This window comes from Novosphingobium sp. PC22D (assembly GCF_002556635.1).
GTDB lineage: Bacteria > Pseudomonadota > Alphaproteobacteria > Sphingomonadales > Sphingomonadaceae > Novosphingobium.
Window position 1 is genome coordinate 99787 of sequence record NZ_MWMO01000012.1, and the last position, 14165, is coordinate 113951.

At 66.3% G+C, this 14165-nt stretch carries 13 protein-coding genes; 10 read left to right on the forward strand and 3 right to left on the reverse strand.

Translation table 11 applies throughout. The features are described 5' to 3' along the window. Positions 1-13 precede the first annotated feature (13 nt). On the reverse strand, positions 14-1339 hold the full coding sequence (locus tag B2G71_RS16825; protein ID WP_098107814.1) for a cytochrome P450: 1326 nt from the start codon (positions 1337-1339) through the stop codon (positions 14-16). Positions 1340-1519: 180 nt separating this feature from the next. After that, positions 1520-1855, reverse strand: coding sequence for a 2Fe-2S iron-sulfur cluster-binding protein (locus B2G71_RS16830; RefSeq protein WP_098107882.1), 336 nt, complete (start codon positions 1853-1855; stop codon positions 1520-1522). Between the two features lie 262 nt (positions 1856-2117). Between B2G71_RS16830 and B2G71_RS16835 the strand changes: the two genes are divergently transcribed. From B2G71_RS16835 to B2G71_RS16875, 9 genes are all read left to right on the forward strand, one after another. After that, complete coding sequence (locus B2G71_RS16835; RefSeq protein ID WP_098107815.1) at positions 2118-3416, forward strand: amidohydrolase family protein; 1299 nt, start codon at positions 2118-2120, stop codon at positions 3414-3416. Between the two features lie 13 nt (positions 3417-3429). After that, positions 3430-4860, forward strand: coding sequence for an aromatic ring-hydroxylating dioxygenase subunit alpha (locus tag B2G71_RS16840; protein ID WP_098107817.1), 1431 nt, complete (start codon positions 3430-3432; stop codon positions 4858-4860). Between the two features lie 116 nt (positions 4861-4976). Next, positions 4977-5942, forward strand: a complete 966-nt coding sequence (locus B2G71_RS16845) for an enoyl-CoA hydratase/isomerase family protein (protein WP_098107818.1) — start codon at positions 4977-4979, stop codon at positions 5940-5942. A gap of 5 nt (positions 5943-5947) precedes the next feature. Then, complete coding sequence (locus B2G71_RS16850) at positions 5948-6988, forward strand: aldo/keto reductase (protein WP_098107820.1); 1041 nt, start codon at positions 5948-5950, stop codon at positions 6986-6988. Then, positions 6985-8133, forward strand: coding sequence for a CoA transferase (locus B2G71_RS16855; RefSeq protein WP_098107821.1), 1149 nt, complete (start codon positions 6985-6987; stop codon positions 8131-8133). The genes B2G71_RS16850 and B2G71_RS16855 overlap by 4 nt, the downstream gene beginning before the upstream one ends. Further along, a complete protein-coding gene (locus B2G71_RS16860; RefSeq protein WP_098107823.1) occupies positions 8126-9343 on the forward strand; it encodes a CoA transferase in 1218 nt (405 codons plus the stop codon). The genes B2G71_RS16855 and B2G71_RS16860 overlap by 8 nt, the downstream gene beginning before the upstream one ends. 45 nt (positions 9344-9388) lie before the next feature. Next, positions 9389-10309 carry a TIGR03619 family F420-dependent LLM class oxidoreductase gene (locus B2G71_RS16865; protein ID WP_098107824.1) on the forward strand — a complete coding sequence of 307 codons (921 nt, stop codon included), beginning with the start codon at positions 9389-9391 and terminating at the stop codon, positions 10307-10309. A gap of 100 nt (positions 10310-10409) precedes the next feature. Further along, the gene (locus B2G71_RS16870; RefSeq protein WP_098107826.1) at positions 10410-10814 is read left to right on the forward strand and encodes an OB-fold domain-containing protein; all 405 of its coding nucleotides are present in this window, start codon (positions 10410-10412) and stop codon (positions 10812-10814) included. Between the two features lie 2 nt (positions 10815-10816). Then, positions 10817-11983: a thiolase family protein gene (locus tag B2G71_RS16875; protein ID WP_206049434.1), complete on the forward strand. Its 1167-nt coding sequence runs from the start codon at positions 10817-10819 to the stop codon at positions 11981-11983. A gap of 6 nt (positions 11984-11989) precedes the next feature. Here B2G71_RS16875 and B2G71_RS16880 read toward each other — a convergent pair whose 3' ends face one another. Further along, positions 11990-13171: an acyltransferase gene (locus B2G71_RS16880; protein ID WP_098107827.1), complete on the reverse strand. Its 1182-nt coding sequence runs from the start codon at positions 13169-13171 to the stop codon at positions 11990-11992. Between the two features lie 195 nt (positions 13172-13366). Here B2G71_RS16880 and B2G71_RS16885 point away from each other — a divergent pair, with 195 nt between their 5' ends. Then, complete coding sequence (locus tag B2G71_RS16885) at positions 13367-14161, forward strand: substrate-binding domain-containing protein (protein ID WP_098107828.1); 795 nt, start codon at positions 13367-13369, stop codon at positions 14159-14161. Positions 14162-14165: the final 4 nt, after the last annotated feature.

Sequence of the window (14165 nt, forward strand, 5' to 3'; positions counted from 1 at the left end):
GGCGGCGACCGCCTCAGCGCGGTTCGTACGTGATCGGCAGCGATTCGATCGTGCGCGTGGCGACGGTCGGCGTGTAGGTGATCTCGCTTTCCGGGATCGCCAGCTTCATGTTCTTCATCTGCTTGACGATCTCGCGGGCGGCGACCTTCACTTCCATACGCGCCAGCGCAAGGCCGATGCAGCGGTGCGGTCCGCCGCCGAAGGCGACGTGACGGCCCAGATTGGGCCGCGTCAGGTCGAACGCGCGCGGATCGGGAAACACCGTCTCGTCGTCGTTGCCCGAACCGTAGACGAGCAGCATGTGCGCGCCCTTGGGGATCTTGGTGCCGTTGACGACGACGTCCTTGGTCGCCGAACGCGAGAGCGCGCGCACCGGAGGCTCGTTGCGCAAATGCTCCTCGACGAAGCGGTTGAGCTGGCGGTCGTCGTCGATCACGCTTTCGAGCACCCCGGCCATCTCGGGCCTGGTGGTCAGGACATAGAACAGGTTGCCGATCGCGGTGGCAGTCGTGTCGTTGCCCGCGATCAGAGTCGCGCGGCAAAGCGAGACCGCTTCCTCGAAGGTCAGCTTTTCCTTGGTTCCGTCCGCGTTGGTCACTTCGGCATGGACGAGATCGGAGATCATGTCCTCGGTCGGATTGGCCTCCTTCTCCTTCATCTTGGCGATGAGGTAGTTCTGAAGGTCCGCGATCTGGCGCGCGTTCTCGAGCATGGTCTCGCGCGACTGCATCGCGCTGATCTGCGCGGTGACCGCGACCGACCAGCGCGAGATCTGCTCTTCCATGCCGTGATCGAGGCCGAGCTGCTCGACGATGATGCGGATCGTGAGCGGAATCGCGATGTCCTTCACCGCGTCGCACTTGCCGTCGCCGCGCGCGACCACCTCGGCGATGAGGTCATGGACGACCTGGGTGATGCGCGGTTCCAGCTCCTTCACCCGGTGCGCGGTAAAGGCGTTCTCCATCAGCTTGCGGATGCGCGTGTGGTAGGGCGGGTCCGACATGATCGCGTCGGGGAAGTAGCCGCCGCCGTGCTCCTGCAGGAAGGCGCGGAACTCCGCCTGGAGGCCGCGCGCCTGGAAATCGTGATAGCCGTGGTGGACCGAAAAGGTGATCGGATCGGACTGGACGGCCGAGATATCCTCGTGACGCGTCACCAGCCACGAGCCGAGCTTCTCGTCGTAGTGAATCGGATCGCCGTGGCGCATCGCGCGGAAATAGTCACGCGGATGAGCCTGAACGGCGCGGTCGGTAAGCGTACCTTCCTTGAGCAGACGCTCCTCTTCGGGGCTGAGCGGAAGTCGCTCGGATACGCGGTCCTCGGTGGTCTGTGTCGCCATCTGCCTGTCCTGTCATCCTGTCGGCACGCGAGTCATGCGATGCGTCGTCCGATGCATCGGCGGCGCGAGCCTTGTGCCGTGCGACTTTGCCGCCGGGCCCGGTTCAAGGCCATATCCGCGCTCGCCGCGGGGCTTGCCCTTGGACGCAACCCGGCGACCGGTCACCTCGGGGATGCGCACTCAATAGGTGGAAGCCGGCGCCACCGTGACCTCGATGCCGTCGAGCTCGTCGCGCATCTTGATCTGGCAGCCCAGGCGGCTGGTGTCCTTCATCACGTCGGCGACCATGTCGAGCATGGCAAACTCAATGTCGTCGGGCTCGCCCACCTTGTCCCACCAGCGGGGGTCGACATAGACGTGGCAGGTCGCGCAGGCGCAGCCGCCGCCGCAGTCTCCCATGATCCCGGCCACACCGTTACTCTTGCCGAGTTCCATCAGGCTGGTGCCTTCCTCGACATTGTCGAACGTGCGGGTTTCGCCGTTTACGTCGATCATCGTGACTTTCAGAGTACCCATCTCGATCCTTGTTCCCTCGTATTCGCGCAAAGGGGATTACCGGCTCCCAATGCCTCAGTGCGCGGCGCTTTGCAAAGAGCCAAACCGTCTCATAAATTGACTGACGTCGCAGTTTCACGCCCTTGCGGGCGCCCACCTTCAGGGGAAACGGGGTCTGCGCGAGCAGTCATTTGCCTTGGCGCATGCCGGACTTAGAGTCGGCAGGCATGATCCCAGGCCCGGCGCACCCGCGCGCGATCGGCCGATATGAAGGAGAGGAACCGTGGGCCGGACCCTGATCCAGAACGCCACGATATTCACGGCGGCGGGAGACGCTCCGTACAAGGGCGACCTCCTGGTCGAGGGCAACCGCATCGCCGCGCTCGGCCAGCCCGGGACGGTGGCGCCCGGTGCCGACGCCGCCGATACGGTGATCGACGCCGAGGGCATGTTCTGCATGCCGGGAATGACCGAGGGTCACGCGCACTTGTCGTTCGAGAACGTCACCGCGACCGAGAACCTCATCACCCCCTCGCCCGAAACCCAGGTCTTCACCGCCGCGCGCGGCGCCAAGGCGCTGATCGAGGCGGGCTTCACCAGCGCCTACGGGGCCTCGGAAGCCAAGCTGAAGTTGGCGGTCGCGGTACGCGACGAAGTCAACGCCGGGCGGCTGCCGGGCCCGCGCATCCGTGCCGGCGGCCTCGAGATCTCGGTGACAGGCGCGATGGGGGACGAGAGTACCGCGCACAACCCGCGCATCGGCCCCTCGACGATCGTCGACGGCGTCGAGGAAATGCGCAAGGCGGTGCGCCTGCATTGCCGCGAGGGCGTCGACAACGTGAAGCTCGATGTCTCGGGCGATCCGTTCTATCCGAACACGCCCGGCCACACCACGCCGATGACTTTCGACGAGATCAAGGTCGCGGCGGAAACCGCGCATGCCTACGGCCGCAAGATCAACGCGCACACGCGCTCGCTCGAAGGCTCCAAGCACTGCGTGCGCGCCGGCGTCGACGGCCTGTTCCACTGCGAATATTCCGACGAGGAAATGCTCGACCTGTTCGAGGAGGCAAAGGACCGCATCTTCGTGGTTCCGACCGTTGGCCTGTTCCATCAGATCATGGCGGGCGAAGCGGCGGGCCACGGCCTCTCGGCCGAAGTCGGCGGCTACATGAACATCCCCGAACTGCTCGAAAACTCGGTCAAGACGCATACCGAGCTGCGCAAGCGGGGCATCCGGCACCTGATCGGCGGCGACTACGGCTTCGGCTGGAGCCCGCAAGGCACGCAGGGCCGCGATCTGGAGTTCTTCGTCGAGTATTACGGCTACAGCCCCGCCGAAGCGCTGGTCTGCGCCACCCGCAACGGCGGCCTCGCGATGGGCAATAACGGTGAACTCGGCACTCTCGAGGCGGGGAAACTGGCGGACTTCATCCTGGTCAACGGCGATCCGCTCTCGGACATCACGGTATTGTCCGGGCCCGATCGCGTCGAATTCGTGATGAAGGATGGCCAGATTCAAAAAATAGCGCCGAGACTCTCGGCACAACAGACACAACCCGTGCTCGAAGCCGCGGAATAAGGAGCATCAACTGATGAACGTCGAAACCGGCATGCTCAAGCCCGGCGAGGCGCGCCATCCCGCCGAGTCCACGCAGGAAATCATCGCGCAGGACAAGGTCAAGGCGCCCGGCTGGGCCGCGAGCGAGAACTACGAATACCTCGGCAGCGAGGACGTCACCAAGGACCGCTACGTCGATCCCGAATTCGCCAAGGGCGAATTCGAGCGGATGTGGACGCGCACCTGGCAGATGGCCTGCCGCGAGAACCACATCCCCGAGGCCGGCGACTATTACGTCTACGACATCGGCCCCTACTCGTTCATCATCGCGCGCGACGACGAGGGCGAGATTCACGCGCACTTCAACGCCTGCCTGCACCGCGGCACCAAGCTCAAGCCCTCGGCCACCGAAGGCTATGCGATGGACCTCAAGTGCCCATTCCACGGCTGGACCTGGAACCTCGACGGTTCGCTCAAGGAGATCCCCGAGAAGTGGGACTTCGCCCATGTCCAGAGCCGCAAGATGTGCCTTCCCGCCGCGCGCGTCGAGCGCCTCGGCGGCTTCGTGTGGATCAACATGGACCCCGACGCGCCGAGCCTCGAGGAATACCTCGGCCCCGAAGCGCTCGCCCATCTCAAGGCCTGGAAGCTGGAAGACCGCTATATCTACCTGCACGTCCAGAAGAGCTATCCGGCGAACTGGAAGCTGACGATGGAGGCGTTCATGGAAGCCTATCACGTCGGCGACACGCACCCGCAGGTGCAGCCCGCCAACGGCGACGTCAATTCGCAGTACGACGTCTACGGCGAGCACGTGAACCGGTTCATCTCGACGCTCGGCGTGGTCAGCCCGAAGCTGCGCGACAAGTATTCCGAAGCCGACATCATCGAGAACTTCACGCTCGGTGACAGTTCCTCGCTCGGCGGCACCAAGCCCGAGCTCAAGGAAGGCGAGCGCGCGCGGCAGGTCATGGCCGACATGTTCCGCAACATGTTCGAGACGGCGACCAACACTGATCTCAGCCACGTGTCCGACACCGAGCTGCTCGACACCTACAGCTACACGTTCTTCCCCAACCTGTTCCTGTTCCCTGGGATTTCGCTGCCGATGATCTACCGCTTCCGCCCGGACGCGAAGGACCATCGCCGCACGATCTACGAAGTGATGTTCATGCGGTCCAAGCCCAAGGACGGCAGCCAGGTGGAGACCGCGTCGGTCCAGGTGCTCGAGGATCACCAGTCCTTCGCCGAGGCCGAGGGCATGGACCCCGGCTTCGGCAAGATTCTCGACCAGGATACCGACAACCTCTACGCGCAGCAGGAGGGCCTGGAGGCGAGCGCCAAGAGCGGGATCACCCTCGCCGACTACCAGGAGATCCGCATCCGCCACTTCGAGCGCACGGTCGACAAGTACATGGCGATGGCGCCCTATGCGCCTTCGATCGACAAGCTGCAGCGCTGCTGACGCGGCCCGCGCGAACGATCTAAACTCTCGCGGGCGCGTCCTATGCGGCGCGCCCGCGCTGTGCTTTGGATAGGCGCGCCGCCGCAGAGCGGGTCAAGACCATACGGGAGAGCATAATGGCAGAAGCGGATCGTCCGACGCCCGAAGAAATCGTCGTCTACGAAAAGGACAAGGCGACCAAGATCGCCACGATCACGCTCAACCGGCCCGATGCGCTCAACGCGCCGACGATCGCCGCGCGGCTGCGCTTCGCCGACCTCGTCAACCGCGCCAATATCGACGACGACGTCAAGGTCCTCGTCATTCGCGGCGAGGGCAAGCATCTGGGCTCGGGCGCCGACCTGCCCGAGCAGGCCGATATGCTCAATCCCGACAGCGACATCTCTCTGCTCAACGAATTCCGCATCCCCGATGACGGCTCGGTGACTTACCCGCCCTCGGGCTCGTACCGCTTCCTCCAGGGCATTACCAACCTCTACGCCAATTCCGATTTCGGCTGCCGCAGCCTGCAGAGCTTCAAGAAGATCTCGATCCTCGAGTGCAAGGGCTACGTCTACGGCTGGCACTTCTACCTCGCGGGCGATGCCGACATCGTCGTCGCGAGCGACGAGGCGCTGTTCGGTCACGCCGCCTTCCGCTACGTCGGCTGGGGCCCGCGCATGTGGACCTGGGCCGAAATGATGGGCCCGCGCAAGTTCGCCGAGATGCTCTTCACCGGGCGGCCGTTCACCGCCAGGGAAATGTACGAGTGCAACTTCGTGAACTCGGTCGTGCCGCGCGACAAGCTCGAGGAAGAGACCGCGAAGTACGCGCATGCCTGCTCGATCACGAGGCCCAACGATACCGTGGTGGTCCAGAAGACCTTCATGGAACTCTACAAGCAGTATCGCGGCGAGTACTTCGGCAGCCTGCTGACCGGCTTCGTCGAGGGCATCAAGCCGATCATGACAGACGACAGCGCCAGCGACCTTGGTCTCGGCGCGGAGACCTTCGGCGGCGGGCTCAACAACGCGGTGAAGGACAACGATTCGCGTTTCCCGCCCGACTGGCGCCTGAGCTACGGCGGTCGCAACAAGCCCTAGAGCCCATGCAGTACACCCAGCTCGGCAATACCGGTCTCGTCGTATCGCGCCTCGCGCTGGGAGGATCGACCTTCACCAGCGGCGACACCTCGCTTGGGGCGTTCTACAAGGTCGGCCCCGAACTGGTCGACGAACTGGTCGGCATGGCGCTCGATGCCGGCGTGACCTATTTCGACACCGCCGACGTCTACGCCAGCGGCCAGTCGGAGGAACTGCTCGGCGCGGCGCTCAAGCCGCATCGGGACCGCATCGTGCTTTCGACCAAGGTGGGAAATCGCGGCGCGGGCAATCGCGAGATCCTGCATTCGGGCCTGTCGCGCAGGCACGTGCTGTGGTCGGTCGACCAGTCGCTGAGGCGCCTCGGCACCGACTGGATCGACGTGCTCATCGTCCACCGCACCGATCCCTTCACGCCGCTCGAGGAGCAGCTTGAGGCGCTCGACGCCGTCGTCCGCGCCGGCAAGGTGCGCTACCTCGCCTATTCGAACTGGCCCGCCTGGGTCGCCGCGACCGCGCTCGGGATGCAGAAGGCGATGGGGCTGGCACGCTTCACGCACGGACAGATGTACTATTCGCTGCTGGGCCGTGACGTCGAGCGCGACACGCTGCCGATGATGGCGCACCATGCGCTGGGCATGACCGTGTGGAGTCCGCTTGCCTACGGCTTCCTCGCGGGCAAGTATTCGAGCGAGGACATGAAGCGCGACGACAACCGCTTCGCCAACTTCGACTGGCTGCGCTTCGACCGCGAACAGGCCTTCGCGCTGCTGCCGATCATGGAGGAAATCGCCGCGCGCGCCGGCTGCTCGATGGCGCAGCTCGCAATCGCCTGGCTGCTGGGGCGCCGGGGCGTCGACGCGGTGCTGCTCGGCGCGACCAAGGCGCACCAGCTCGCCGACAACCTCGGCGCGGTCGCGGTGTCCCTGTCCGACGAGGATCGCGCCCGCCTCGACCAGGCGACCGGGATCGCGCCGCTCTATCCCTCGTCCGACTGGGTCGAGGAAGATGGTCTCGTCGCCAAACGACTGGGGGAGCAAAGGAAATGACCGGCGCACTGGAAGGCCTGACGATCATCGAAACCGCCGAGCGGGTCGCGGGCGAATACACCGGCAAGCTCATGGCCGATCTTGGCGCCACGGTGATCAAGGTCGAACGCCCCGGCGGCGCGCCGACACGGCACATGGGGCCGCTGCGCGAGGGCGAGAGCGCGCTGTTCGCCTATCTCAACACCAACAAGAAATCGGTCGTGCTCGATCTCGCCGTGCCTGCCGACAGGACGACCCTCGACCGCCTGCTGGCGCGCGCCGACGCGCTCGTCGACGACCATGCCGCAAGCTGGACCGAGGCGCATCGGCTCGAACCCGAAGCGGTCGCGGCCGGCCACGCGCACCTCGTGCACTGCATCGTCACCCCTTTCGGGCAGGGCGCGCCGGCATCGTGGCAGGCGGCAAGGCCGCTCAACGTCATCAATGCCGGCGGCTGGGCCTATCACTCGCCGAGCGAGACCCCGCACGACAAGCCCCCGCTCAAGGGCGCGGGCCGGTTCCTGTCCGACTACGAGGCGGGGATCGACGCGGCGATGTGCGTTACCGCCTCGCTGCTGCGCAAGCGGCGAACCGGGCGGGGCCAGTTCATCGACATCTCCGAGGTCGAAGTGCAACTTAACCGCATCGACTGCGTGCTCGACCGGATGCTCGCGGGCGAGGCCGAGCCGAGCGAGGCGCGCACGGCCTACGACATGGGCGGCCCAGGCACCTCGTTCGCCTGCCGCGATGGTCACGTCTTCCTGTTCATGACCACCCGCGTTCACTGGAAGGCGCTGTGCGAGCTGATGGGCGAGCCCGAATGGACCGCGGACTTCCGCGAGGACTGGCTCGAGTTCGACTGCACGAAGGACAACGTCGCGCGCTTCCGCGAGCATTTCTCCGACTGGATCGCGGGGCAGGAAAAGCTCGCGATCAGCGAGGCGGCGCAAAAGGCGGGCGTGCCGATCGTTCCGGTCAACACCGCCGCCGACCTGCCCCGGCACGAGCAGTTCATCCATCGCGGCTTCTTCCAGGAGGGTGAGCATCCCGCCTTCGGGCAGGTGCTTTATCCCATGGCGCCCTACCGCATGAGCGCGACGCCGGTGGCGGTCGCCACCCCTGCCCCCGCGCTCGGCGCCGATCAGGAGGAGGCCGCGCATGGCTGACAAGAGCTTCCTCGATCGCGGCGGACCGCTGGCGGGGGTGCGCGTGCTCGAGATCACCAAGGTCTGGGCCGGACCCTACGCGGGCAAGATGCTCGCCCACCTCGGCGCCGAGGTGATCAAGGTCGAGAGCCGCACCAATCTCGACGAGATGCGTGCCTATGGCGGGGTCGATACCGATTCGGCGCCCTATTTCCTCTCGATCAACCAGGAAATCCTCTCGGTGCAGGTCAACATGAAGACCGCCGAGGGGCTCGACCTGGTCAAGCGGATGGTCGCCGAGAGCGACGTGGTGATCGACAACATCCGCCCCGGCGCGATGGAGCGGTCCGGCCTCGACTACGAGAGCCTGAAGCAGATCAAGCCCGACATCATCCAGTGCGCGATCAAGATGTGGGGCACCGACGGCCCACTCGGCTATCAGACCGGCTACGCGCCGAGCTTCGCGGCGCTATCCGGGCTCACCGCGCTGGTCGGCCACGAAGGCGAGACGCCGCGCGGGATGAACATCCGTTACGGCGATTCGACCGCCGGGGCCTGCGCCGCGCTCGCCTGCATCGCCGCCTTGCACCACCGCGAAAGCACCGGCGAGGGTCAGTTCATCGACCTATCCGCCGTCGAGACGATGACCAGCCTCGTCGGCGACAGCCTGTTCGCCTGGTCTGTCACCGGCGAGGTTCCCGCCGCGGACGGCAATTTCCATCCCGAGATGTGCCCGCACGGCGCCTATCCCTGCACCGGAGTCGATTGGGTGAGTATCGCCGTCGGGGACGAAGCGGAGTGGCGGGCCTTGTGCGAGACCCTCGGCGCCTCCGCGCTGCGCGACGATCCGCGCTTCGCCGACCTTTCGTCGCGCCTCGCCAACCGCCATGCACTCGACGCCGCGCTCGGCGAGGCGACTCGTGGTCACGACGCGGCGGACCTCGCCGAAAAGCTGCGCGAGGCCGGCGTCCCAGCCTTCAAGTCGATGAGTTCGCTCGACTTGTGCGGCGATGGCTTCCTCTGGGGCCGCGAGGCGTTCCGCATGGTCAGCGACCATCGCCAGGGCTCGCGCCCGATCATCGGCCCCTCGTGGCGGATCAGCCCCGACGGGCCGGAAGTGGCGCGCGGGGCCCCGCTGCTCGGCGAGCACAACGAATATGTCTACCGGGAAATGCTCGGGCTCAGTGAGGCCGAAATGGACGATCTCGTTGCGCGCAAGGTGATCGTCTGACAGGCATCGACAAACCCGCTGCGTCGGCCGAAGGGAGAGAAGGCTATGAAGCTGGGATTTGCGATGCCGCACATGCTGCGGCTCAAGGCCATGACGCAACCCTGGGAAGCGGCGGTGACCGGCGCGGATCAGACCAGGCTGGCAAAATGGGCCGAACAGCTCGGCTACGGGATGATCGCCGTGCCCGAACACCATATCATTCCGCGCCACCACGTCGAATTGTCGGGGCCGCACTATTTCAACGCCTATGTCGCGATGGCGCACATGGCCGGTGCGACCGAGACGATCCGCGTCAACTCGTGCATCGCGATCCTGCCCGCGCAGCACCCGATCGTGACCGCCAAGGCGCTTTCGACGATGGACTGGCTGTCGAGCGGGCGCGTCACGGTGACTTTCGGCGTGGGCTGGCTCGCCGACGAATTCGAACTGCTCGGCATCCCCTTCCGCGAGCGCGGCGTCATGGCGGAGGAGTACGTCCAGGCGATCATCGCGCTGTGGACACAGGAGGAGCCCGAGTTCGAGGGCAAGTACGTCTCGTTCAAGGACGTCGCCTTCGAACCCAAGCCGGTCCAGAAGCCGCACCTGCCGATCTGGTTCGGCGGCGACGCGGACGCCGTGCTGCGGCGGGCAGGGCGATACGCGCAGGGCTGGTGGCCGTTCCTGACTAAGCCCGAGGACATCCCCGCGCGGCTCGATTTCATCCGCTCGCAGCCCGACTACGCGGGATTGCTGGAAGACGTCTACTACGGCCTGGGCACCGGGCGGGTGGGCGAAGGCCACGTCGTCAAGGACGATCCGGGCGGGCGCGCCGGCCAGTCCGCCGCCGAGCTGATCGAGCGGCTAGGGCAGCTCGCCGACCTCGGAGTGTCCTGGAGTTCGGTTCCGATTCCGCCGCTCGCCGCGATCGAGGAATACTACGACTTCACGCAATGGGTCGCCGAAGAGGTGATGCCCGCCGTCGCCTGACGCGAAGCGAGGGATACGCCTCCGCGATGAACCCGCGCCGCCGCTTGACGCCGCCGCCGCCGGTGCGAAGGTCGCGCGCAAGAGCGGAGAGGACCCAGCAATGAACCCACCCCGGCCCGTGCCGAAGCTCGACGACGCCAACCGTGCCTTCTGGACGGGCGGCGCGGAGGGCAAACTCAACATCACCCGGTGCGGCGACTGCGGCCAGTATACGCACCCGCCGCAGATCCTGTGCCGCCACTGCCAGTCGGAAAACGTCGCACCCGAGGCCGTCGCGGGCACCGGCGCGGTCGAGACTATGTCGGTCAATCATCAACCCTGGGCCAAGGGCCTGGAAGTGCCGTACGTGATCGCGCGCGTCCGCCTCGATGGTGTGCCCGGCGTCTATCTGACGACCAATATCGTCAATTGCGAAGTCGACGAGGTCGCCTTCGACGATCCGGTCCGCGTCGTCTTCGAGGAGCAGGACGGCATCTTCTATCCCTTGTTCGAAAAGGCGGACTGACCATGGCGCAGGAAGCCTACATCACAGGTATCGGCCAGTCGGAAGTCGGCGTGCGACTGCCGCGCCATCCGCTGCTGCTCACGCTCGACGCCGCGCGCGAGGCCGTCGCCGACGCGGGGCTGACCTTCGAGCAGATCGACGGCGTCTTTTCGTATCCGGGCAAGAGCCACGGCTATCTTGCCTTTTCGCCGGTGGGCACCGACGAGGTCATGGAAGCGCTGGGGATCAAGTCGAAGTGGCAGATGGGCGCGATGGAGCAGCCCGCGCAGCTCTCGGCGATCGGCATGGCGGCGATGGCGGTCAAACAGGGCCTGTGCCGTCATGTGCTGTGCTTCCGCACCGTCTACGAGGCGGGCGGCATGGCCGATCCCGAGACCTACATGGCGGGCATGGGCGCCAAGACGGTCACCGGCATGCAGCAGTGGACCAGTCCCTTCTGGGCGACCTCGGCGGCCTGCTGGACAGCGCAGTACGCCGCGCGGCACGTTCATCGCTACGGCATGACGCGCGAGCAGCTCGGCCAGATCGCGATCAACGCCTCGAAGAACGCCATGGCCAATCCGCGCGCGCGGGCGATCACCAAGGAAGAGCTGACGCTCGACAAGTACATGAGCGCGCGGATGATCTCGACGCCGCTGTGCCTCTATGACTGCGACCGCTTTTCCGACGCCTCGACGGTGATCATCGTTTCGGCCGGCGATGCGCTCGACGAAGTGACCGCGACGCCGATCCGCGTCGCGGCGATGGCGGGCTCGGTCGATCGCTATTCGTGGGACCAGGTCGAATGGCCCGCCTCCTACGACACCGGCCCGGACTTGTGGAAGCACACCGACTACACCCCCGACGACGTCGATTGCGTGCAGTTCTACGACGGCTTCGCTTTCCTGCCGCTGACATGGCTCGAAGGGCTGGGCTTTTGCGAGAAGGGATCGGCGCACGAGTTCGTCGAGGGCGGCACGCGGATCGCGCGTGACGGCGAACTGCCGATGAACACCAGCGGCGGGCAGCTCGGCTCGGGGCGCCTCCACGGCTTCGGCTTCGCGCACGAAGCGGTGACGCAATTGCGCAAAGTGGGCGGCGAGCGGCAGATTCCCGGCGATCCGAAAGTGGCGGTGGCGACCTCGGGCGGCGGGCCGCTCGCCGCAGCGCTGCTGCTGGCGCGCGACTGACGCGGATCAGGGGGCGGCGGGCTGGGCTCGCCGCCGACCGACCTTGCGCTCGATGCCAAGCCCGATGAATGGCCGCAGCGGGCCGATCTCACGGCCGATGAGATAGAACAGCACGCACCCGATTGCGGTCGCGCCGACGAGGAACAGGAACTCGCCGAGCGCGCCGAACCCGGCGTCGTTGATCAGCCAGCCCGCACCGATATAGACCGTCTGGTGCACGATGTAGAACGGAAACACCGCTTCGGCGAGCGTGGCGCGCAAGGGTGCGTCGTGGTTCCAGTAGCGGTCCGCGATCCCGAACAGCGCGACGATCGCCGCCCAGCCGAGCACCGCGCGCGCCGCCATGAACAGCGGGTCGAGATCGGCGGGAACCGGCGTATTGTTGGGATAGACCGTCTTGATCACGAAGATCACGGCATAGCCCGCCAGCGAGAATACGCTCGCCAGCATCCACTGCCCCGCGATCGCCTCGCGCAGCGGCTCGGACCGGCGGAGCAGCACGCCGAACAGGAACATCGGAAAATAGCAGGCGTGCGCGGCGAAATCGTTGACGAAATTGTGCGTGTCGGTCCAGCCGTCGCGCAGCAGCAGGCGCATGACGAAGATCCACATGATCGGCAGCGGTAGCAGCAGCGGTCCCGCCAGCACTCGCTCGCACAGCCGCGCGAGCCATGCGCGCAGCGCCTCGGGCAACGCCAGCAGGCCGCAGAAGGCGACGGTGTAGGCGAGCAGGTAGGCGACGAACCAGAGATGAATCCAGCGCGGCACGGGAATGCCGTCCACCATGTTGAACGCGCGGTAGTAGTGGGCCAGGAACTCGTAGTAGCCGCCCGAATATCCGGTATCGCGCATCATGCCGACCCAGGGCTGCGGCGGAACGATGACGAGGATGCCGAAAACCAGCGGCACCGCTAGACGCATGAAGCGGTTGCGCAGGAAAGTGCCCCTGCCCGGCTGCCGCTCGAGCATCGCCGCGCTCGCGTAGCCCGAGATCGCGAACAGCAGCGACAAGCGCCAGGGACTCAGCGCGAGCAGGAATACCGCCACGCCGTCGACCACGCCGCGTGAAGGCGTCTGATAGCCCCAGGGCGTGAACATGAAGCCGATATGGTAGAAGATGAGCAGGATGAACGCCGCGATGCGCAGCCAGTCCATTCCGTAGTGCCGCGCGGATTGCGACCCCGTCATTGAGCATCCCCAGGCATCTGCGGCCTCTAGCACCTGCCGGCGGAAGTGCAAATCTGCACTCGGCCCATCCAATCGATCCGATTCGGAGCGACCCGGCGTTTCGCATGCGCCGGTTTCGGGCCATCGCGAAATGATGAACGCCCCAGATACGAGGTTGCACGCCCGAGCCGTGCGTCCGGCGCCCTTCGTTTCCGCATGATCGCGCTGGTCTGCGACAGGATCGACCCCGTCCCACTGGGCGAAGCGGTGCAAGCCCTTGCTGACGTGGTGCAAGCCGCCGGACAAGTGCTCGGCTTCTGCCTGCTGACCGAACCGCGGGACGAGGCGCTGCACGCCTTCATCGCACGGCATCAGCCCGATGCGCTCGTGCTGATGCCCGACCTTGCTGAACCGCAGGCGCTCGCCGCGATCGCGCACGACCTGCGATGCCCCTGCATCGGCGGCGACATGCTCGACGCCGAGAGCCTGCGGGTCGACCGGCTCGGGATGTTCGGACTCGTCGCCTGGATCATCGGCCGCGGCCACCGCCGCGTGGCCTATATCGGCGGACCAGAGGGCTCGCCCGCCGCCCGCCAGCGCGAACTCGGCTATCTCGACGCGATGGCCGAATACGAGCTCGACCGGGGCCCGGCGCTCATCGAGGACGGCGACGGCACCTTCGCGTCGGGCGTGGTCGCGGCGCGGCTCCTTTTCGAGCTGAGCCCCAGGCCAAGCGCGATCGTGGCCGCAAACGATGCGATGGCCGCAGGCGCGCTCCACGCGGCGGTCGAGTTGGGCATCTCGGTTCCCGGGCAAGTCTCGATCGCGGGCTTCGGCAACGAGGCCAGCGGCGCGGCGACCTCGCCGCCGCTCGCCTCCGTCAGCTTGCCCTGGAACAGGGCGCTGCGCCGGACGGCCAGCGCGCTGCTGCTTCCGGACGCGCCGAGCCTGGGCAAAGTCGCGCTCGAACCGCGGATCATCCCGCGCGGCAGCGTCGCCGACTGGGGGTGAGCGC

Bases quoted from the DNA above. Each gene is read 5' to 3' on its own strand.
- B2G71_RS16825 (WP_098107814.1), bottom strand. From the start codon at position 1,339: ATGGCGACACAGACCACCGAGGACCGCGTATCCGAGCGACTTCCGCTC.
- B2G71_RS16830 (WP_098107882.1), bottom strand. From the start codon at position 1,855: ATGGGTACTCTGAAAGTCACGATGATCGACGTAAACGGCGAAACCCGC.
- B2G71_RS16840 (WP_098107817.1), top strand. From the start codon at position 3,430: ATGAACGTCGAAACCGGCATGCTCAAGCCCGGCGAGGCGCGCCATCCC.
- B2G71_RS16845 (WP_098107818.1), top strand. From the start codon at position 4,977: ATGGCAGAAGCGGATCGTCCGACGCCCGAAGAAATCGTCGTCTACGAA.
- B2G71_RS16850 (WP_098107820.1), top strand. From the start codon at position 5,948: ATGCAGTACACCCAGCTCGGCAATACCGGTCTCGTCGTATCGCGCCTC.
- B2G71_RS16855 (WP_098107821.1), top strand. From the start codon at position 6,985: ATGACCGGCGCACTGGAAGGCCTGACGATCATCGAAACCGCCGAGCGG.
- B2G71_RS16860 (WP_098107823.1), top strand. From the start codon at position 8,126: ATGGCTGACAAGAGCTTCCTCGATCGCGGCGGACCGCTGGCGGGGGTG.
- B2G71_RS16865 (WP_098107824.1), top strand. From the start codon at position 9,389: ATGAAGCTGGGATTTGCGATGCCGCACATGCTGCGGCTCAAGGCCATG.
- B2G71_RS16870 (WP_098107826.1), top strand. From the start codon at position 10,410: ATGAACCCACCCCGGCCCGTGCCGAAGCTCGACGACGCCAACCGTGCC.
- B2G71_RS16875 (WP_206049434.1), top strand. From the start codon at position 10,817: ATGGCGCAGGAAGCCTACATCACAGGTATCGGCCAGTCGGAAGTCGGC.
- B2G71_RS16880 (WP_098107827.1), bottom strand. From the start codon at position 13,171: ATGACGGGGTCGCAATCCGCGCGGCACTACGGAATGGACTGGCTGCGC.
- B2G71_RS16885 (WP_098107828.1), top strand. From the start codon at position 13,367: ATGATCGCGCTGGTCTGCGACAGGATCGACCCCGTCCCACTGGGCGAA.